The sequence below is a fragment of the Bacillus sp. bc15 genome (assembly GCF_900142585.1).
GTDB lineage: Bacteria > Bacillota > Bacilli > Bacillales > Bacillaceae_G > Bacillus_A > Bacillus_A cereus.
The window spans coordinates 34,577-55,377 of record NZ_FRBJ01000005.1 but is presented as its reverse complement, the minus strand read 5'-3'; the positions used below and the strand labels follow the sequence as shown (position 1 = coordinate 55,377).

The window sequence follows — 20,801 nt, the reverse complement described above, 5'->3', positions numbered from 1 at the left end:
TGTCGGTAAGTCGATATATTTTAATAATCGCTGATATATTTCGAGATGCGCCGATATATTTTAATTTCATAACAGCCTGGCCCAACTTTTATGAGAAAAGGTAGTGATATTATGTGGAAACGACAAATAATCCACACGAAACGTGGTACATTTGAATTCTTTACAAAAGGAGATGGCGAATCGCTTTGTATTACACATCACTATTCACAATTTAATGAAACTGGTGATTACTTTGCAGATGTTTTTACTGCTACGCATCGTGTATTTCTCATTAATTTACGAGATACTGGTCGCTCTGTAACCGCCCATTCAGAAAACGAATTAAGCATGATTGAAACAATCCACGACTTAGAAGCAATACGAGAAGCATTACAACTTCCAACATGGCATTTCGCTGGTCATTCAACAGGTGGTATGCTTGGACTTTTATATGCGATTACATATACAAATTCCTTACAATCATTAGTCGTAGCAGGAGCTGCAGCAAGTAACTATACCGAAACACCATTTTGCATTTATCATCCCGAACATTCACAATTTCATTATATGCAAGAGCTCATCGAAAACTTAAAAAGCCCTCACCTTACAAGTGAAGAACGGAAAGAACTATCTACTAAGAGAACAAAATTATCATTGTATAAACCAGAAAACTACAACTCTTATTTTTGTAAACCAATCAAAAAAACAATGTCCGTTAGCCGGATGAATACTTTCGTCAATGAATATCCTTCATTTGATTTAAGAGAGTATTTACCTTCCATCCAAACAAAGACACTTATTATATGCGGAAGATATGATGTACAGTGCCCAATTCAGTATTCTATCAAGATGCATGATGGGATACGTAATTCTATCTTCATTCCATTTGAAAACAGCAACCATTATCCTTTTTTAGAAGAGGCTACTCAGTTTACTTCTACTACTCAAACATTTTATAAATCATTGCAACAAGGAACTCTAAAATAGTATGTTAAGGTCGCAAGCTAATTTTCCAACAAAAAGCTCACAGCCTCTATAAGACTATGAGCTTTTTCAAAAGAAATATTTCACACTAGTAACAACCAAAAGAAGAACAGAAAAAATCACTAAACCTAAATCAATAAATACTGACTTTTTATCTCCTTCTTTTATACTCATCATAAAACTAGAAACTATTTTAATTCCAAAAAAGGCCATCATAAATAACCCACCAAAATGATCATTCGTAGAATCTTCATCATAAAACATTTGTATTGCACCTATTAATAATAAAACAAGTATAATATTAATCCCGATTCTTAAAGTCTTGTTTGATTTATTATCTTTTAATGTATCCCCCAAAATGTAGCACGCCCTCTCATGCTCTCCTATGTGTATCTCTTTATATCCTAACACGAATTACCTATTTTTTCCTTTCATTTGGATAATATATAAAAAACCTGCCAATTACTCGGCAGGTACATTACACGTTAAAGCGATAACCAGCTCCCCACACGGTTTCAATATATTGCGGGTGGGCAGGGTCTCTTTCAATTTTTTCACGTAGCTTTCTAATGTGGACGACAACCGTGGCTAAATCACCAGCGGAATCTAATCCCCAAATGCGTTCAAATAACTGTTCTTTATTTAATACTTGGTTTGGATGTGTGACAAAGAATGTTAATAAATCAAATTCCTTCGTTGTAAACGCCACTTCTTCATTGTTTATAAAAACTTTTCTCGCTCGTTGATCGATAGAAATTCCGTGAATATATAACGTATCACGTTGCTTACTTACATTTCCTAATAATCTTTCATAACGGGCAATATGTGCTTTTACTCTTGCGACTAATTCACTTGGGCTAAACGGTTTCGTTATATAATCATCCGCTCCTAATCCGAGTCCGCGAATTTTATCTATATCTTCTTTTTTTGCTGAAACAAGTAGAATCGGAATATCTTTTACAGCACGTATTTGTTTACAAATTTCGAATCCGTTCATTTTCGGAAGCATAATATCTAAAATAATTAAATCATAGTCTTCTTGCAAGGCTGTTTGTAAACCTATTTCTCCTGAATGCTCTACATCAACTTGGAAATCATTAATTTCTAAATAATCTCGCTGTAATTCTGCAATACTTACTTCATCTTCTATTAATAAAATTCTTTTCAATTTACTCACCACATTCCTCTACTTTTTCCAATGAGAAGAAAATGCTTGTGCCTTTACCAAGCTCGCTTTCCGCCCAAATTTCCCCGCCATGTTCTTCAACAATTTGCTTCGCTATTGCTAAACCAAGTCCACTTCCACCTGTGCTAGAATTCCGCGATTGCTCTGCACGATAAAAACGTTCAAAGATATAAGGTAGCGTATCAGATTCTATCCCTGATCCGTTGTCCATCACTTTCACAATAACTTTATTATTATCACTCGATACTGTTACAGTAATTTTCTTCTCTTCTTTATCCATGTATTTCACACTATTATGAATTAAATTTGATATCACTCTATTTATTTTTTCACAATCAGCCGTTACATATAGTGTTGATGCATGTAATTGTAAGTTAACTTCTATACCTTCTTTACTTAAATCCATCTGCATCTCTTCTATTAATTCTTGCATAAACGTATTCAATTCAACCGTTTCAAACTGAAAGGGAACTCGATTCAAATCGAGCTTTGAGAATAAAAATAATTCATCAATAAGTGTATCCATATGTCTTGCTTTCGTATGGATAGTTGTTAAATACTTATCCATTTTTTCTGGCGTATTTGCTACCCCGTCCTTTATTCCCTCTACATATCCGATAATAGATGTAATCGGTGTTTTTAAATCATGCGATATGTTTGAAATAAGTTCTTTTCGATTTTCTTCATACTGCGTTTGTACTTCAATCGATTCTTTTAACTTCTTCCTCATTTCCTCAAATCCTTGATTTAATTGACCTATTTCATCGTGCGATGTAACTGGCATTTGAAAATCTAAATTTCCTTCTTTAATTTTCTCTGTTGCGCCTTTCAATACAAAAATTGGTTTTATTACACTTCTTGAAACGAGATAACTTAATAACCCAATAAGTAAAATAGCTAATAGTAAAAGCGATACGAATAAGATTGGAAATAATTTTTGTGTAAGGTCTACAAATGAACTTTGCTTTTTTAGTACAAATATACTCCCTTCTTCTTTCTCTGCAAAATAAAAATCAAATTTTACATATCGATAAAATGTATCACCTAGTTCCGTTGTACCACGACTATTAATATTTGCTGCTTCAAATTTCGGAAGGGCTTCTGTTAAAGTCGAACTTTCAAAACCCTTTGTAGCATAAGAAATGTTTTCTCCCTTTCTTACAATTATTTTCACGCCTTCTTTTTCAATTGATGAAACGAACGATTCATCTAATAATTGAGATTGATGTTGCTTTGCCGCTAATTTTAATTCAAGATAGGCATTCTCTTCTTCTGGTGTAAGCGGCTTTTGAATGTAAGAACTTTTATAGAAATTTTTCACTGCTTCCAAGTCACCTGTTATCGAAAAAACAATTAAAAATCCCGCGACTAATATGAGCGTAATAGAAACGAGAATTACAGCAATATAAGAAAATAAAAACCTTGTTTTAATAGACATCATTTACATCCTCACTTTACCCATCCTTCATATTCATAAGCATAAAAATATATGTTCAAATACTCAAGCGATTTTATAGTAATTTTAGCGTCAGTTTATAAAAATTTAATGTTCCTATTTTACAGTTGAAATTAGGAGGTTGAAATTCCATGTTCAAAAAAACATTCAGTATGATATGTTGCGTAATTTTTTTACAAGGATGCTCGCAAGAACAAGAAGTAAAAAAGGAGATGATAAACATGGAGACTGCACTACTAGCAGCTACTGAAAAAAATGAAACGAATACTGTTATATCTTTACTAAAACAAGGCGCAAATATAAATGCGACGGATAGTCAAGGACGCACTCCGCTTATGATTGCTACATACAAAAATGATGTAAAAACCACAAAGGCACTTATCGAAGCTGGTGCTGACGTAAATATCCAAGATGACATGAAAAATAATCCCTTTCTATACGCCGGTGCGGAAGGTTACTTAGACATTTTAAAATTAACAATTGATGCTGGTGCAGATCCTACGATTACAAATCGTTACGGCGGAACAGCTCTTATCCCAGCCTCAGAACAGGGCTATATTGACGTTATAAAAGAACTCCTCACTCGAACAAATATTGATGTAAATCATGTAAATAACCTGGGATGGACAGCTTTAATGGAAGCCATCGTACTAAGTAACGGAAACGAAACACAGCAACAAGTCATTCGCCTTCTTATTGAGCACGGTGCAGATGTAAATATTCCAGACAATGATGGTGTTACCCCGCTAGAGCATGCTCGCACTTATCACTTTGAAGAGATAGAGAAGATTTTGTTAGAAGGCCGTAAGTAAAAAGCTAATTTTTGCCTTCCTCCCCCACCCTATGCTACATTTAAGCCGTTACATTAATATTAATAGGGTGGGATTAAAAATGAACAAACCTAAAATTGGGATGATTGGACTTGGAAGTATTGCGCAAAAGGCCTATCTTCCAACACTTACAAAAGAAACAGATTGGAACTTTGTAGGGGCGTTTACACCTAACGAGGAGAAAAGAAAACAAGTTTGCCAGCAATACCGGATTCAAGACTTTCATTCTATTGAAATGTTAGCTTCGGAATGCGATGCAATCTTCGTGCATAGTTCAACTGCATCACATTATGAAATCGTTTCTGAACTTCTGAAAAAAGGGATCGACGTTTATGTTGATAAGCCGCTAGCAGCTACAGTGGAACAAGCTGAGCAACTAGTCGAGTTGAGCGAGAAATACAACCGAAAATTAATGGTCGGATTTAATCGCAGATTCGTTCCTATGTATGTCGCTGCCAAAGAACAGGCTAATGATATTTCATGGATTCGAATTGAAAAGCATCGCACAAATAAAGTCGGGCCATATACGTACGATTTCACTATGTTAGATGATTATTTACACATTGTAGATACAGCTCGCTGGTTAGCTAATAATGACCTTAACGTCGTTCACAATATGATGCAAATCAATGAAAAGAATGAACTTCTTTACGGACATCATACATATACAACTCCAAGTGGACTGTTACTTTCTACTGCAATGCATCGCCATGCCGGTACAAATTTAGAACAAATTGAACTTGTAACGCCAGGGAAAATCATTCGCGTAAAAAATATGAATACATTTGAAATTGAACAGGAAAACTCAGTTTCACAAAGTGGTTCCCCATCATGGGATACGACGTTAAAACAACGTGGTTTTGAAGATGCTGTTCATCATTTTATTGAGTGTGTACAAGGCGATACAAAGCCTGTTGTAGATGGATTAGAAGGATTAAAAACGCAGCAAATGCTACAATCTTTACTAGATGATGTAAACAAAATGTAAAACGGATACATTTTTCAGAATTTACTTTCATTCCCATTTCCTCTTTATTTCTCTCGTAAATTTCTATAGAATATGTTGATAGGAATTATAAATTTCATATTGAATCGTGGAAAGGATGGGATTAACACATGTGGAACGAGTTTAAAAAATTCGCATTCAAAGGTAATGTAATCGATTTAGCTGTCGGGGTTGTAATCGGTGCTGCATTCGGTAAAATCGTTAGTTCTTTAGTAAAAGATATCATCACACCATTACTTGGTATGGTATTAGGTGGCGTTGACTTTACAGATTTAAAAATTACATTCGGTAAATCATCTATTATGTATGGTAACTTCATCCAAACTATTTTTGATTTCTTAATTATTGCAGCTGCTATCTTTATGTTTGTTAAAGTTTTCAACAAACTAACATCTAAAAGAGAAGAAGAAAAAGAGGAAGAACTTCCAGAACCAACAAAAGAAGAAGAACTTCTTGGCGAAATTCGCGACTTACTAAAACAGCAAAACTCTTCTAAAGATAGAGCATAATTGAACGGATAAAAAGGCATGTCCCTCGGGACATGCCTTTTCTATATGCTATAACGTTTCCGAATTCATATGAATAAATAAAATAATACCAGCAACCATAAGTACCATAATGCTACCTGCAAATAGTGTAATACCAATAAACATTAAACTTGTGCTCATATCTACTGATACACTTTCAATAAAAATAGAAATTACATACGTGATAAGGGCAATTCCTGCAAGAATACTTCCTGGAGCAAATCGCTTTAAGCCATTTTGTTTTAACGTCATATATGCAAAAATAGCAGTCATACAAAGCGTAATTATCCAAAGAACGATCATCTCTTCTCCCCCCTCACAAGCCTTTTCTTTCTATTATACATGACATTGCCCTATAATAGGTAAATTTGCACTTATGTGACATATAACAAGGAATCATACAATTTATAGAGAAATCTTCTAAATAAGCTATAAACTAGGGAGAATTTCAATTGGAAGATGATATTGTAGGATATTTTAAACAAGTAGAGCGATTCGATTAAATTACAATTGACTTAGACAAAGATGAAACCATTATTACTGGCCATGTGAAACAATATGATCCTTCTAGATTAGAACAGTTAATACAAAGTTTTAAAACGCACTGCCCAAACATGCCTTGAACATAATTTACGAAGCGCTGAAGAACTTTTTGCATTTTTGAAAAGAAATTGACCACTAGGAAAATATGGATATTTTTCATATAAATTGATATAATTACCATATACAAATATTCTTTGTAAGGGAGTGTTCATAATGATTTGGATTTCACTAATCGTATTAGCTTATTTCATCATTCTCGTCCCAATACAGTACAACTACATTAAAATGCTCAAAGAAAAACAGAAAAAAATGAATGTCTCACAAAACGAACTATATGACAACATGTCTTATGAAGAATCCCAAGTGCATTACCATTATCAAAGTAACTTATTTACAATACCTGCTTCGCTTGTCGCAAGTATTATTTATAAAGTGAAACATGCAGCATAATGTGTACGCTGTAAAATTATTGTTTGAGTCTGTTCATGCTGGTGAGCCTGATCCTACGAAAATTGATGAGCATTATGAAGAGAATCACGATACACTTTTTGAAGAAAGTATTATTCTTGTTAAAGCAAACAGTTTAGAAGAAGCTCATGAACTAGGTGAAAATATAGCTATACAATCGGAGCACACATACGATAATATGTATGATGAGCAAATCACATGGACGTTCCGAAAAGTGTTACATGTGTTTGAATTAGACGATACCCCATTTGAAACTGGAAAAGAATTGTACGCAAGATTTTTACACGTTAAGAAAAATGAAACCGTAGATACAGTAATTGAAAAATATTATCCTGAATATGAATAAAAGCTCACAGCAATCGCTGTGAGCTTTTTTATACTTACTTCGTTGAATCTCTAAATTGGATACGGTGAGGTAAGATGACAGTGTGATCTTCCACTTTTTCTTTGTTCATATACTTTGTTAATAGACGCATTGCTACTGCACCGATATCATACATCGGTTGTACAACTGTTGAAAGTTGCGGACGAACCATTAATGCAAGGCGTGTATTATCGAAACCAAGTACTTCTACGTCAGTTGGTACGTTTAATCCAGCGTCTTGTGCTGCGTGGATTACACCTAGTGCCATTTCATCAGACGATACGAAGATTGCTGTTGGCTTTTCATCATTGCTCCAAAGCTTTTCAAATGCTTCGATACCTGAGTCATATGTGTAATCTCCATCGATTACAAGATTTTCATCATATGAAATACCTTCTTCTTCTAAAGCTTTTTTATAACCTTGTAACTTCTTCGCGCTTCCCGCTTTATCAATGAATGGACCAGAGACGAAACCGATACGCTTATGTCCTTGCTCAATAAAGTGCTTCATTGCATCGTAAGCTGCTTGTGTATAATCAATATTTACTGATGGCGTTTCATTTTGCTCATCGAATGACGCTGCTAATACAATTGGTACTGGAGATTTTTTAAATTCTTCAATGTGAATGTCTGTAATATCTTCACCCATGAAAACAATTCCGTCCACTTGCTTTCCAAGCATCGTATTTAATAAATGGAACTCTTTCTCTTTGTTTTGGTCAGAGTTACTTAAAATGATGTTATATTTGTACATTGTTGCGATATCTTCAATTCCACGTGCAAGTTCTGCATAAAACGTATTTGAGATATCAGGAATAATAACACCTACTGTAGTTGTCTTCTTACTTGCTAGTCCACGTGCTACCGCATTTGGGCGGTACCCTAAACGATCAATTGCTTCTAATACTTTCTTTCTTGTTGTAGGCTTTACATTTGGGTTACCGTTCACAACGCGTGATACGGTAGCCATTGAAACGTTCGCTTCGCGCGCTACATCATAGATTGTTACGTTCATCTCATCGCACACTCCTTCTATTTTTGTTATCTATTTTTATGTATCGGTTACTTGAATGAAAAAAAGACATCAACTCTATTTGCAGATGCCACCAATCGTCCCGAGTTCTTCCTTTTACTAATGATACGATAAAAACGCAGGCTCATACAATATTTTCCCGCAAAAGTTTCGAAAAAATTCGCTTCTTTTCTCGTATTTTCGTATTTTTTATGAAAAAAGAGCATTTTTTGTAAAAAAATAGATGTTTCCTAAGTAGAAATCTTATTTTAAGCGGTACGATAGTAAATGAAATTTATATCGACGATTTTTCGAATATATGAACCGTAACTCGAAATATATCAGCGATTTTCCAAATATATCTACCACAACTCTAATTATATCAGCGATTTTTTAAATATATCAACTTACCAACAAAAATCGACAATGACAGTCTCTATACAGATGCCCCAAAACGCCTTATTGGAACAGCTCATTAAAAGTTTTTATAATTTACTTCCAAATGATTTTAATTCATTCATAAAATCATTGAACTGCGGAATATTCATTTGCTGCGCCTCATCTGATAAAGCTACAGCGGGATTTGGATGTACTTCAGCCATAATTGCGTCTGCACCAATTGCCATCGCTGCTTTTGCAGTTGATAAGAGAAGGTCACGTCGCCCTGTAGAATGCGTTACATCGACAACAACAGGTAATGTGTTTCTTTCTTTAAAATCGGTACAGCGGAAATATCAAGCGTCTTACGCGTCACTCTTTCATACGTGCGAATACCTCGTTCACATAAAATAATGTTCCCATTTCTCTTTGCCATAATATATTCTGCCGCATTAATGAATTCTTCAATCGTTGCTGATAGACCACGTTTTAATAATACTGGTTTATTTACAGCACCAGCTGCCCTTAGCAAATCAAAGTTTTGCATATTGTGAGTGCCAATTTGAATAACATCAACGTAATCTAATGACATCTCAATATCATTTGGATTTAAAATTTCACTAATAACAGCCAAATCATATTTATCTGCTACTTGGCGTAAAATTTGTAATCCTGCTAATCCAAGACCTTGAAAATCATACGGTGAAGTATGTGGCTTGAAAGCACCACCACGCATTAATTTCAACAATCGTATCTTCTATTTTTTCTTACAAGACACAAGTAGTGTTTTACGATGATCCTCTTCTTGTAACTCTAAGCCAACTTGAAAAATTTGTTTGAAAATATGTTGTAAAGTCGAAGTTTCAAATGGACCATTATTATTCTCTACAATTAAATCCAGCATATTTCTTTCACGTACAGGATCAAAACGTTTCACACCTTATACTTCTTTTAAAGTACCAACTTCTTGTACGAGACGACCTCTTTCGTTTAATAACTCTAATATTTGTAAATAAAGTTGATCAATTTTAGAACGTAAACGACCTAATTGTTGTGATGCCATAAGAAAGCCACCTCTTTCAAATTCCTATATATTACTTTTTTAAGATAACTTATTATAGTTGATACATATACGATTGTCACACGATATACAGCAATGAATTACCATCAAAAAACGTTGTATATTTTCATTTAAAATAAAAAAAAGACAGTTTACATACTGTCTCTTTTACAAGAAGGAAACAAACGGTTTATCACTGTTTTTCTCTTTTATAATAACGGCCTCAATTTTACTCTCGGACTTGATCTGTAATTGTACTTTCGCATCTTTAGGCAATTTGTCTAACATACCTTGCGCAGCTAATTGGGTAAGAGCCATTAATTCTGTTTTACCGTTATATTTAATAACAATATTCATATTTAATGTATCCATTTGATCTTTCTTATAAGAAACTTTTGCGTTGACTGGAATAAAATCTCCAGTAGAAAAACCTTTTATTTCCTTAGCAAAGTTAGTTATTTTTGTATTATCTTCTCCATGTGCTTGTGTAAATTCATCAGAAGGATATGAATACGACTTTTCATCAATTGTACTCCAATTTCCAAGGTTCGTATCATTCTTTTGAACAGTAGCATTAGCAATATACGTACCATTTTTTAAAGAACTTGTACTTTCTTGCTTAAAGATAGCAAACGTAATTGGAGATTTGTTATATTTATCATTTTTGTTAATAGCTTCAATAAGTTGTTTAGCAACTTCAGACCCTTTAGACATAGCTTCTTCATTCGATACACTTGAAGACATAGCTAAGCCAATCATAACACCAGATAAACTTAATTCATTTGAATTCTGTTTTCCGAAATAGTCTTGTTCTATAATATTCGTCAAAACTGGCGCTTCTACTTTCGCAACTAGTTCATCAACTAGTTTCTCTGGAATATACTGATTTAATTGCAGTACGTGGCTCTCTGTATCAAATTGCTGCGTTGCAATATTTATTAAACCATTTTCATACTCTGCTAAATCTAATTTAGAATTTGTTTTTATATTAGCTGTATTAATAACCTTTTGTTCTTTTAAAGGAATAACAGTTCTATAATAATCTTTAGAAACAGCAGTTCTCGGAATCATACTTTTTTCTTTTGTATCTTTTTGTATAACTTCATCCTTCTTACTAATCGTATTACTATTGTTACTACAAGCTCCCAGTAATAAACTTACGACTGCGAAGGATAATGCCATTTTCTTCATTACTTAAAACCTACTTTCAACAATCTAGTTATTTAGTTTGAACTATTAATAGTGTACCATTAAATATATTTCAACAAAAACAAAAAAAAGAAGCAAGCACCTTTAGCTTGCTTCTTTTTACTTTATATTCTCTTCTAAAGCATCTTTTTTAATATTCCAATGAGATGTATTCCATACTACCATACCATCTTTTATGTATAATACTTGCGGGGATTCATGTCTAATACTGTATTGTTCTGCAACACGATTTGACACATCTCTTGCATCTTGTACGTATAAGTAATACGCTGGCACTTCTCTTTCTTCACTGCAATACGCTTGAAATTCTGTGTATGCACCGTGACTAATCGGGCATGTCGTACTATGTTTAAAAAGAACATACGGCTCATTCTTTTCTATTAAGACTTCAAGCTCTTCAATTGTTTCAAGCTTTGTCATATTCATCACGATTCACCTCTCATACGAAATCTAGAGCGCTTCTCTTTCTTTTCAGCGTTTTTCTCAATTCTTTCTAATTTACGCTCTTCTTTTTCAACCTTCTTCTCTTGTCTCGACGCACGGTAATGATTGTATACTTCAATCGCCGCACTGCTCCACTGTACAACTTGCGCTACTTTATCAGCGTTATTTTCAATTTCGTCCGTTACAGAGTCTGATACATTACGAAGCTTCGTATTTAAGGATTGGATTGTCGTTCCAATCCCATCTACACCCGCTACCACTTTATTTAATGACTGTGACTTCTGTTGAATATCATCAGCTAACGCATTCGTTTTATGTAATAATTGCTCTGTCTCTACGCTAATTCCTTGCATTTGTTTTTCTAAACCTTCTAACGTGCTTGCAACGTTTTCTAACGTCTTCTGAACCGATAACAACGTTCTGCATACATACACTACTAATACTGCGAAAGCAACCGCGATAATAGCCGCACTTACATATAAAAGAACTTGCATTTCATCACTTCCTTTATCTTTTTCATACTTTCCCCTATTATACAATCATTTTCCGTTTCATTCTAATCCCTATCTCATCATTAGAATTTTCATACTTATTCGTTAACTGTAACATAAATCATTCAACAAATTCCACTAAGTAGGTTACAATAGGAGAGGATACATAATTAGTAGGGAGGCTTTACATATGAAAGATCCACGTATTGAAAAGTTAGCATACAATTTAATTAACTACTCTATCCGCTTACAAAAAGGTGAAAAAGTATTAATTGAAAACTTTGGCTTACAAAAAGAACTTGTAACTGCACTTGTAAAAGAAGCATATGCAGCTGGTGGTTTCCCATTCGTCTCTTTAAAAGATCATCAAGTAGATCGCTCTTTATTAATGGGTGCTACTGAAGAACATTTCGAACAAATCGCTGCATATGAAGCAAGCGTAATGAAAGACATGGACGCTTATATCGGTCTTCGCTCTGGCGATAATATTAATGAACAAGCTGACGTTCCAAGTGAGCGTATGAAAGTTCATGGCCAAACAGTTGGCAAAAAAGTTCATAGAGACATTCGCGTTCCAAAAACACGCTGGGTTGTTCTTCGCTACCCAAATGCTTCTATGGCACAGCTTGCTAAAATGAGTACAGAAGCTTTCGAAGACTTCTACTTTGAAGTATGTAACTTAGACTACGGTAAAATGGATAAGGCGATGGATAGCCTTGTTACATTAATGAATAAAACAGATAAAGTTCGTTTAACTGGTCCTGGAACTGACTTAACATTCTCTATTAAAGACATTCCAGCAATTAAATGCTCAGGTCATTTAAACATTCCAGATGGTGAAGTATACTCTGCACCAGTTCGTGACTCTGTTAACGGTACAGTTTCTTACAACACACCATCTCCTTACAACGGTTATACATTTGAAAATGTACAACTTAAGTTCGAGAACGGCCAAATCGTTGAAGCAACTGCAAACGATTCAGAACGCATTAATAAAATCTTCGATACAGACGAAGGCGCACGCTACGTTGGTGAATTCGCAATCGGCGTAAACCCATACATCTTACATCCAATGGGAGACATCCTATTCGATGAAAAAATCGATGGCAGCTTCCACTTCACTCCTGGACAAGCTTACGACGATGCATGGAATGGTAACAACTCAAACATCCATTGGGACTTAGTATGCATCCAACGCCCTGAATACGGTGGCGGTGAAATTTACTTCGACGACGTACTAATCCGTAAAGACGGACGCTTCGTTGTACCTGAATTAGAAGCTTTAAACCCAGAGAACTTAAAATAATAAAAAACGCTCGGAATTATATCCGAGCGTTTTTTTATTATCCTCACCCTATATTGATCTACTGTTCTTACTTTTTGTTTGCTGAAAATGAAAATAATATAAAAGCGCCACTGCGATAGTACCTATTAATATCGGTTCATATAAGGGCAGATCCCATTTCATATATACTCTAGTGCAAATAGCAAACACAAGCAAAATTTCCAAACAAAACAAAGGTTTTACATATTTCATTTCTTACCTACCATTTCTATTTTCACATGTGGATTTTCTTTCTCGATAAGCGCCAAAAATTCATTCATATTTTGCGGCATCGCAATTATATGTACTTTATATGCATTCGTCGTAATTTCAAGCGATTTCCCAACTTGACGAATTATTCTTATCTCTTTCAATACAATATCGTCATTTAAAACACCGTACTTTAATACGCCATTTTCTACTTTATGTTTTTTAATAAATACTTCCCAAACAAGTGGTACATTTACAATGAAGCATAAACCCATCCCAATCAACGCCGATATCCAATGCGCTTTATTAGTGAAAAGCATGACAATTGGATATATACACATAAAAGCTAACGTAAGACAAACAAAAATGACTACTGACTTACTTCTTTGAATTGGAAAGTTCATACCTACACCCCCTAATCCAAATTATACCACTATTTCCATTTTAGTTCATAGAAAAAGGCCATTTCTAAATGACCTTTTTCACAATGTACCTATAAAATTTCTTATCTACCTGTAACACTGGAAAATTTTTCGGCAACTGATCTATACTCACACTTTGAAAACCATTCTTTTCATAAAAACGATGTGCCGCTAAAAATTTTATTGTTGTTCCTAAGTAAATATCTTTCAATTTTTTATCCTCAGCCCATGAAATTGCTGTTTGAAGCAACATATGTGATGCGCCCCATTCTTTTCCGCGAAACTCTTTTTGTACGAACATTTTTCTTAGCGCTACTTGATGATTCTCAATATCTAATAAAGCTACTGTTCCAACTACTTTACCATCATAAATTGCTACCCAAAAGTTTCCGTGATCCTTTTGATAGAATGTTTCTATTTCAAGTAAATCAGGTTGCTCTTCTTTCGTAATGGGAACATTATACTCTTTTTGCTGAATATGAACGATAAGATCTACTACTTCCTCTTGAAACGTACTTTCATACGGAACAATACGAATTTTCTCGTTCATCGAATTTCTTTCCACTCTGAAGCTAATAAACTATATACAGCGACATCATGGAAATGATCATATAACCATTCTTCATCTCGTAAAATACCATCTAACTTAAACCCTAAACGCTCTGGAATAGCGCGACTTTTCACATTTTCAACACCGCATCGGATTTCCATTTTATTTAATTTTAAATTCTCAAATGCATATTGAAGCACAGCCTTCACGCTACGCGTCATAACGCCTTTTCCTCCAGTATCTTCTGCAAGGTAATACCCAAGACTCGCGGCTTTCTTCCCCCAGCTCACTGGATGAATACCTACCATCCCAACGAGCTTTCCTTTGTAACGTATACCACTTTCAAAACCGTCTCCCTCTGCAAATTTCTTTAACCACATCGGAAAAATCTCATCATAAGCATCAGCAGATTTTGTCCCATCTATCCAAGGGAGCCATTTTCGTAAATGATTACGGTTTTGATCTAATAATTGATATAATTCCTCTTTATGATGTTTTTCTAGTAATTGTAGTTCGATTTCGTCATCTACTCGGAGTGTGAACATGCTTTTTAGTCCCCTTTTTAGTTTTCTTATTATTCTAACATTTTTAGGTGTAAAAAGTTAAATATTAACACTTTCTTTTGATTTTCTTTGTATAAAACCAGAAGAATACGATACTCCCGTAATAACTAATATCATTCCTACAGATTGTGCAGATGTTATATTGACTCCTTCAATAAAAGAAATAAGTATTGTAACAACAGGCACTAGATTAAAAAATAATGATGTCCTTGCTGCACCAATTTGAGCAATTCCATTATTCCACCATAAGTAACCAAGCACACTCATTCCAATTGCCATAAAGAGAATTGCTCCCCATGCCAACAAAGGAATTTCTAAAACTGGTACTATACTTTTTTGTGTAGAAGATATGATAATAAAGGCAAGTGCACCAATAGTCATCGTATATGTCGTCGTTTGTATTGGATTACCAGTTTTAATAAACCGTCTGCCTAGCACGCCGTATAACGCCCAGCAAATATTCCCTAATAAAATATAAAAATCCCCTTTTGAAAATGATAAATGTTGTAGTATTGTAAACGAACCTTGTGTAAGTACAAAAACAACGCCAATTAGTGCAAGTAACATTCCAATAGCTTGGCGCTTCACAATTTTCTCTCGTAAAATGACACTTGCTAACAGCGTCGTAACGAGAGGATTTGTCGCCATAATAAGTGCACCATTAACAGCTTCTGTATATTTCATTCCTAAAAAGAAAAAGAAGTTAAAGCCGAATACACCAACAATACCTAGCAAAAGATAATAGGTCCTATTCTGCATCCATACTTTCAAATCAAAATCTTTTCGTATTTTTAACAAACATAACATCACAAATGCAGCAATCCCAAAACGCCATGCTGCTATATGAATTACGTCGAAATACTGCACCGCATATTTCGACGCATTAAATGTCCCACCAGTAAATATCGCAAAACCTAATAACTGCGTATATACTTTATTTTTCATTGCCGGCCTCCAAGTCCTTATCTTCTAGAAAACCGTAATAAATTTCTAACTTCTCCTCCGTTAGCTGAACAACTTTTTGCAATTGTTCCTGCTGTTCTTTTAATCGCTCCAAGTGCGTTGTTAAAATGGAAATTCTCTTTTTTACTTTCGCTGGTACTTCCTCTTTCTTCTGCCTAATTTCCTCTATAATGCACCCATCACTTGCAAACTCAGCCATCTCTTCTAATGACATCCCAGTTTGTTTTAATGAATATAAAAATTTTAATAAACGTACATCGCCTTCTGTATATTGACGAATACCGCTATATCGCGTTGGTGGTGGTAATAAACCTAATTTCTCATAGTAGCGCAAAGTGTGAATGCCCATCCCTGTTAATTCTGCTACTTCACCGATTTTATACATGTTCTCTCCCCCTTGTTTTTACATTTTCATCTTACAACCTAGAGTTAGCTCTAGGTCAATACATAAATAAAAGTTGAACACAACAAAAAAGACGCACAGCCACCGCTATGCGTCTTTTCTATTATTTCTCTGCAACTTGAACTTCTTTTACGTAAGCTGCTTCGAATTTTTGGATGTCACCTGCGCCCATGAAAATTAGAACGCCGTTTTTATGTTTCTTTAATACATCCGTTGTTGTATCTGTAATTAATTCTGCACCGTCAATACGCTTTTGCAGATCTTCGATTGTTAATTCACCTTTGTTTTCACGTGCTGATCCGAAAATATCACATAAGTATACTTGGTCAGCTTTGCTTAAGCTTTCTGCGAACTCATCTAAGAACTTTTCTGTACGTGAGAATGTATGTGGCTGGAATACAGCGACAACTTCACGCTCTGGATGTTTTTGACGAGCAGCTTCAATCGTTGCATTAATTTCTGTCGGATGGTGTGCGTAGTCATCGATGATTACTTGCTCTCCCATCGGCTTTTCATTAAAGCGACGTTTTACGCCTTCAAAAGTTGTTAATTGATGTTTTACTGCTTCTACATCAACGTTTTCATAATGACAAAGCGCGATTACTGCTAATGCATTTAATACGCTATGGTTGCCGTATCCTGTAATTTTGAACGTGTCATAGTACGTATTACGAACGAATACATCGAATATCGTGCCATCTGTTCTCTTTTGAATGTTACGTGCTTGGAAATCATTATCTTCTCCAAATCCATAGAAAATAACAGGTACTTTCGCTTGAATTTTTTGAAGTTCTTCATCATCTCCACATGCAATAATGCCTTTTTTCACTTGCAATGCCATCTCTTGGAATGCACTGAATACATCATTGATGTCTGCAAAATAATCTGGATGATCAAAATCAATATTCGTCATAATTGCATAGTCTGGATTGTAAGACAAGAAATGACGACGATACTCACAAGCTTCAAATACAAAATACTTACTATTTTCTACCCCATGCCCTGTTCCATCTCCAATAAGGTAAGATGTCGGGTGTGCACCTTGCATTACATGGGCTAACAAACCTGTTGTTGATGTTTTTCCGTGTGCACCAGTTACAGCAACACTTGTGTATTGGCTCATCAGGTCACCTAAGAAGTGATGGTAACGATGGACTGGGATGTTTAATTCTTTTGCTGCTACGATTTCTTCATGCGTATCAGGAAATGCATTTCCTGCAATAATCACTTGTCCTTCTTCTACATTATTCTTATCAAAAGGAAGGATCGAGATACTACGCTTTTCCAACGCTGTTTGTGTAAAGAAACGCTTTTCATAATCAGACCCTTGAACAGTATGCTTCATATCATGAAGAATTTGCGCTAATGAACTCATTCCTGTTCCTTTAATTCCTACAAAATGGTAAACTGTCATCTTAAAGAACCTCCAACATTTCGAACTAATACAACGGCCTATCTATAAGACAGTATATGAATCTTTTCTTATTTTGGTAATCATCATACATTTTTGATGTAGTGAAGTTATTCTTTCCCTTCACTTATCAGGATAAACTCGTACGTACTTCTTTATATGTCCATAACAAGTCCATTATAGCAAAAAAGAAGCCGCTATACTATGATAACAGAAAAACTGATAGGGTCAATCACCTATCAGTTTTTCTCTCTTTTACATATCTTCTCTTTTTTCTAATTGAACACGCTCTAAGCGTGGATTTGGACGATATTTACGACCAGCTTTTGCTTCTGGTTTCCCATTTAATTCTACATTATCACCAGTAAAGCCAATATTCATTTTTAACAAGCTACTTCCTACCCCGTATATGTCAACAGGTACCTTTTGAGCTTCAAATTCACGAATACGTTTTTCATCAAATCCACCAGTTACAACGATGTCTACATGCTGGAATCCTTCTTCATCAAGCGCCTTGCGAAGTGCAAATACGAGCGATGGGTTTACACCACGTGGATCGAATGTTCCAAGTACTTCTGGGTGGCGAATAAAGTATTGATCAATCATTGTTCGAGACGTATCTACACGCACACCTTTTAATGTTGATCCAAACTCACGCGCTACACGAAGTGCATCTGTAATAACATCATTATTGTAATCAATTAGTACAACTAATTCATCTTCTGGGAATTTCTTATGATATGCTTTTGCCGCTTCTACAACATCACCATTAAACATTTGAATTAATGCGTGAGGCATTGTTCCCATACCACTTCTGCCCCACCATTCATTCATCGCATGCGTCGCTTGTGCGCTCATACCTCCGATGTATGCTGCATAACCGTCACCAGCTTGTTGTGTATAATGATCGTCACGATCTCCCATGAAAATAACTGGTTTTTCTTTATCTACACTACGTGCAGCTTGGACAACATTATATACGTTTGTTGCAACCGATGTACGACGAGCTAAAATCCCATCAATAACACCTTCTAAAAATCCGAAATTCTCATAAGGACCATGAATTGTTAACACTGTTTCAAATGGACTAATTTTATCGCCATCTTTTAAAGAGTTAATTTCAAGTTCCTCAGGATTTTTAGCGAATGTTTGCAGCAATGCAATCACTTCATCTGTTCCGCAAAGAACTGCATTTTCTTTTTGGAAAAATTGCATCGTTACAACACTTTTTGGGCGAAATTCTTCAATAATTTCTCTAGTTTTTAAAAAGTAAACGGCGGAGAACCAACCTTCCCCAACGCGTTCGTCAAATTTAAATGTTTTATTTGTTAGTCGATTTATTTCACCTTTTAATTTTAATTCAATTTCTTTCATGTCGCTTTACTCCCTACTTTACTATCCAACATTTTCTATTAGTATACAGCAAAACCGTGGACTATACATTCGTTTCCTGCATAGCAGCAAATTCATCCTCAGAAATAAGGACATCTCTCGGCTTAGTTCCTCTCGCTTCAGAAATAATCCCTTGCGATTCCATCTCTTCAATGAGACGTGCTGCGCGATTATAACCAATACGGAATTTTCGCTGTACAGAAGATGTGGACGCTCCCCCTTGTTCTACAACAAATTGACATGCATCAAAGAACAGCTCATCTTCCGACTCAGCCTGTTCTGTTTTCGCTAATAAATCCTCTTGCTTAAATAAGTAATTCGGCTTCATTTGCTTTCTCACATGATCAACTGTTTTTTCAATCTCATCATCCGATACATATACACCTTGTACACGAACTGGCTTAGATGTACCGTTCCCTAAAAATAACATATCACCACGGCCAAGTAATTTTTCCGCGCCCCCAATATCGATAATCGTACGTGAATCAACTTGAGATGATACAGTAAACGCAATACGCGTTGGAATATTTGATTTAATTAAACCTGTAATAACATCTACAGATGGACGCTGCGTCGCAACTAATAAATGAATACCACAAGCACGTGCTTTTTGCGCAATACGACAAATTGCTTCCTCAACATCACCTGGTGCTACCATCATTAAATCGGCTAACTCATCAATAACGATAACGATATATGGTAATGTCTCACCTGGAATATCTCGCTCACTTACAATTGTATTATAGCGAGTTAAATCACGAGCACCAGCATGCGCAAACAATTCATAACGACGCTCCATCTCATCAACTGCCCACTTTAACGCAGCTGTCGCTGCTTTTACATCCGTAATAACAGGTGCTACAAGATGCGGAACAGAATTGTATGGTGCAAGCTCAACCATCTTCGGATCAATTAACATTAACTTCACTTCATGTGGTTTCGCTTTATATAAAATACTCGTTAAAATCGCGTTAATACACACACTTTTACCTGAACCCGTTGCACCCGCAATGAGTCCGTGCGGCATTTTTCGAATATCCGTTACAATTGGATCCCCTGAAATATCAAGTCCAAGCGCAACAGTAAGCGGTGATTCACTCTTTGTGAATACAGGACTTCTTAAAATCTCGCGAAGAAATACTGGCTTACTTTCTTTATTTGGAACTTCAATTCCAATTGCACTCTTCCCTGGAATCGGCGCTTCAATACGAATATCTTTCGCAGCTAAACTTAACTTAATATCATCACTTAAATTTGTAATTTTATTTACTTTCACGCCTGGGTCTGGTTGCACTTCAAAACGAGTTACTGCTGGCCCTTGCGATACATTAATAACATGTGCTCCAACATGAAAATTATTAAACGTTGTATCTAATAATTCTTTTTGCTCATCTAACCATTCTGTATTATCTAGCGTTGATTGCTGTGGAATTGACAACAACGCTAATGGCGGAACAGTATATGTCGGTGGTGTGTGCAATACATTTCGCATATCGTTCTCTCTTTGATTTACAACATATGCTTTCTCTTTTGGTTCTGTACTTGAAATTGACTTTTGTACTTGCTCTACCACTACTTGTTGCATTGGTTGTTCTTCCACTTGTGGTTCTGCTACTACTTGCTGCA

The 20,801-nt window shown here is 35.3% G+C and carries 26 protein-coding genes and 1 pseudogene; 7 read left to right on the top strand and 20 right to left on the bottom strand.

All coding sequences use genetic code 11. The features are described from left to right. Nucleotides 1-90 precede the first annotated feature (90 nt). Nucleotides 91-966: an alpha/beta fold hydrolase gene (locus tag BUA87_RS17775; RefSeq protein WP_072940388.1), complete on the top strand. Its 876-nt coding sequence runs from the start codon at nt 91-93 to the stop codon at nt 964-966. A 66-nt stretch (nt 967-1,032) separates the two neighbouring features. Here BUA87_RS17775 and BUA87_RS17770 read toward each other — a convergent pair whose 3' ends face one another. From BUA87_RS17770 to BUA87_RS17760, 3 genes are all read right to left on the bottom strand, one after another. After that, on the bottom strand, nt 1,033-1,320 hold the full coding sequence (locus tag BUA87_RS17770; protein ID WP_043352316.1) for a hypothetical protein: 288 nt from the start codon (nt 1,318-1,320) through the stop codon (nt 1,033-1,035). 121 nt (nt 1,321-1,441) lie between these two features. Beyond that, the gene (locus BUA87_RS17765; protein ID WP_001986686.1) at nt 1,442-2,131 is read right to left on the bottom strand and encodes a response regulator transcription factor; all 690 of its coding nucleotides are present in this window, start codon (nt 2,129-2,131) and stop codon (nt 1,442-1,444) included. A gap of 1 nt (nt 2,132) precedes the next feature. Next, nucleotides 2,133-3,587 (bottom strand): HAMP domain-containing sensor histidine kinase, encoded by a 1,455-nt coding sequence (locus BUA87_RS17760; protein ID WP_061660074.1) that lies wholly within the window; start codon nt 3,585-3,587, stop codon nt 2,133-2,135. A gap of 149 nt (nt 3,588-3,736) precedes the next feature. Between BUA87_RS17760 and BUA87_RS17755 the strand changes: the two genes are divergently transcribed. From BUA87_RS17755 to mscL, 3 genes are all read left to right on the top strand, one after another. Next, nucleotides 3,737-4,417 carry an ankyrin repeat domain-containing protein gene (locus BUA87_RS17755; RefSeq protein ID WP_016512237.1) on the top strand — a complete coding sequence of 227 codons (681 nt, stop codon included), beginning with the start codon at nt 3,737-3,739 and terminating at the stop codon, nt 4,415-4,417. A 79-nt stretch (nt 4,418-4,496) separates the two neighbouring features. Beyond that, nucleotides 4,497-5,423, top strand: coding sequence for a Gfo/Idh/MocA family protein (locus BUA87_RS17750; protein ID WP_001039712.1), 927 nt, complete (start codon nt 4,497-4,499; stop codon nt 5,421-5,423). Between the two features lie 128 nt (nt 5,424-5,551). Beyond that, complete coding sequence (gene mscL / locus BUA87_RS17745) at nt 5,552-5,950, top strand: large-conductance mechanosensitive channel protein MscL (protein ID WP_000267003.1); 399 nt, start codon at nt 5,552-5,554, stop codon at nt 5,948-5,950. A 48-nt stretch (nt 5,951-5,998) separates the two neighbouring features. On the opposite strand, the gene BUA87_RS17740 is transcribed toward mscL, so the two are convergent. After that, nucleotides 5,999-6,271, bottom strand: coding sequence for a DUF3917 domain-containing protein (locus BUA87_RS17740; RefSeq protein WP_000636585.1), 273 nt, complete (start codon nt 6,269-6,271; stop codon nt 5,999-6,001). A 453-nt stretch (nt 6,272-6,724) separates the two neighbouring features. Here BUA87_RS17740 and BUA87_RS17735 point away from each other — a divergent pair, with 453 nt between their 5' ends. Further along, nucleotides 6,725-6,961, top strand: a complete 237-nt coding sequence (locus BUA87_RS17735; RefSeq protein WP_000637898.1) for a DUF3949 domain-containing protein — start codon at nt 6,725-6,727, stop codon at nt 6,959-6,961. A gap of 1 nt (nt 6,962) precedes the next feature. Next, a complete protein-coding gene (locus tag BUA87_RS17730) occupies nt 6,963-7,325 on the top strand; it encodes a DUF4288 domain-containing protein (RefSeq protein WP_003271799.1) in 363 nt (120 codons plus the stop codon). Nucleotides 7,326-7,359: 34 nt separating this feature from the next. Here the strand turns inward: BUA87_RS17730 and ccpA are convergent, their stop codons facing one another. The 7 genes and pseudogenes from ccpA to BUA87_RS17695 all read right to left on the bottom strand — a co-directional run bounded on the left by ccpA (nt 7,360) and on the right by BUA87_RS17695 (nt 11,940). Then, a complete protein-coding gene (ccpA, locus tag BUA87_RS17725; protein WP_001103303.1) occupies nt 7,360-8,358 on the bottom strand; it encodes a catabolite control protein A in 999 nt (332 codons plus the stop codon). 482 nt (nt 8,359-8,840) lie between these two features. Then, nucleotides 8,841-9,469 (bottom strand): annotated as a pseudogene (locus tag BUA87_RS17720) (bifunctional 3-deoxy-7-phosphoheptulonate synthase/chorismate mutase). A gap of 21 nt (nt 9,470-9,490) precedes the next feature. Continuing rightward, nucleotides 9,491-9,670 (bottom strand): chorismate mutase, encoded by a 180-nt coding sequence (locus BUA87_RS32170; protein ID WP_071713939.1) that lies wholly within the window; start codon nt 9,668-9,670, stop codon nt 9,491-9,493. Nucleotides 9,671-9,673: 3 nt separating this feature from the next. After that, nucleotides 9,674-9,796, bottom strand: coding sequence for a chorismate mutase (locus BUA87_RS32165; protein ID WP_065229449.1), 123 nt, complete (start codon nt 9,794-9,796; stop codon nt 9,674-9,676). Nucleotides 9,797-9,961: 165 nt separating this feature from the next. Next, nucleotides 9,962-10,984 carry a CamS family sex pheromone protein gene (locus BUA87_RS17705; protein ID WP_071713938.1) on the bottom strand — a complete coding sequence of 341 codons (1,023 nt, stop codon included), beginning with the start codon at nt 10,982-10,984 and terminating at the stop codon, nt 9,962-9,964. Between the two features lie 117 nt (nt 10,985-11,101). Next, nucleotides 11,102-11,428, bottom strand: coding sequence for a bacillithiol system redox-active protein YtxJ (gene ytxJ, locus BUA87_RS17700; RefSeq protein WP_071713937.1), 327 nt, complete (start codon nt 11,426-11,428; stop codon nt 11,102-11,104). Further along, nucleotides 11,428-11,940: a DUF948 domain-containing protein gene (locus tag BUA87_RS17695; protein ID WP_001197721.1), complete on the bottom strand. Its 513-nt coding sequence runs from the start codon at nt 11,938-11,940 to the stop codon at nt 11,428-11,430. The genes ytxJ and BUA87_RS17695 overlap by 1 nt, the downstream gene beginning before the upstream one ends. Before the next feature lie 187 nt (nt 11,941-12,127). Between BUA87_RS17695 and BUA87_RS17690 the strand changes: the two genes are divergently transcribed. Then, complete coding sequence (locus BUA87_RS17690) at nt 12,128-13,243, top strand: aminopeptidase (protein ID WP_000654729.1); 1,116 nt, start codon at nt 12,128-12,130, stop codon at nt 13,241-13,243. A 48-nt stretch (nt 13,244-13,291) separates the two neighbouring features. Here BUA87_RS17690 and BUA87_RS31865 read toward each other — a convergent pair whose 3' ends face one another. The 9 genes from BUA87_RS31865 to BUA87_RS17645 form a co-directional block, all read right to left on the bottom strand. Then, nucleotides 13,292-13,474 carry a hypothetical protein gene (locus tag BUA87_RS31865; protein ID WP_023523191.1) on the bottom strand — a complete coding sequence of 61 codons (183 nt, stop codon included), beginning with the start codon at nt 13,472-13,474 and terminating at the stop codon, nt 13,292-13,294. Continuing rightward, complete coding sequence (locus tag BUA87_RS17680; RefSeq protein ID WP_001010620.1) at nt 13,471-13,875, bottom strand: PH domain-containing protein; 405 nt, start codon at nt 13,873-13,875, stop codon at nt 13,471-13,473. The genes BUA87_RS31865 and BUA87_RS17680 overlap by 4 nt, the downstream gene beginning before the upstream one ends. Before the next feature lie 64 nt (nt 13,876-13,939). After that, nucleotides 13,940-14,443 carry a GNAT family N-acetyltransferase gene (locus BUA87_RS17675; RefSeq protein ID WP_001003160.1) on the bottom strand — a complete coding sequence of 168 codons (504 nt, stop codon included), beginning with the start codon at nt 14,441-14,443 and terminating at the stop codon, nt 13,940-13,942. Next, on the bottom strand, nt 14,440-14,988 hold the full coding sequence (locus tag BUA87_RS17670; protein ID WP_000494676.1) for a GNAT family N-acetyltransferase: 549 nt from the start codon (nt 14,986-14,988) through the stop codon (nt 14,440-14,442). The genes BUA87_RS17675 and BUA87_RS17670 overlap by 4 nt, the downstream gene beginning before the upstream one ends. Nucleotides 14,989-15,045: 57 nt before the next feature. Continuing rightward, nucleotides 15,046-15,951 carry a DMT family transporter gene (locus BUA87_RS17665; RefSeq protein WP_000792469.1) on the bottom strand — a complete coding sequence of 302 codons (906 nt, stop codon included), beginning with the start codon at nt 15,949-15,951 and terminating at the stop codon, nt 15,046-15,048. Next, nucleotides 15,941-16,354 carry a MerR family transcriptional regulator gene (locus BUA87_RS17660; RefSeq protein ID WP_000276604.1) on the bottom strand — a complete coding sequence of 138 codons (414 nt, stop codon included), beginning with the start codon at nt 16,352-16,354 and terminating at the stop codon, nt 15,941-15,943. Before BUA87_RS17660 ends, BUA87_RS17665 begins: the two co-directional genes overlap by 11 nt. A gap of 121 nt (nt 16,355-16,475) precedes the next feature. Then, nucleotides 16,476-17,786 (bottom strand): UDP-N-acetylmuramate--L-alanine ligase, encoded by a 1,311-nt coding sequence (gene murC, locus BUA87_RS17655; RefSeq protein ID WP_000219469.1) that lies wholly within the window; start codon nt 17,784-17,786, stop codon nt 16,476-16,478. 252 nt (nt 17,787-18,038) lie between these two features. Further along, entirely contained in the window at nt 18,039-19,157 is a 1,119-nt protein-coding gene (locus BUA87_RS17650) for a nicotinate phosphoribosyltransferase (RefSeq protein WP_000658372.1), read from the bottom strand. Nucleotides 19,158-19,218: 61 nt separating this feature from the next. Beyond that, nucleotides 19,219-20,801 (bottom strand): DNA translocase FtsK (locus tag BUA87_RS17645; protein WP_072940385.1); only part of this gene is annotated, 1,583 nt, incomplete at its 5' end.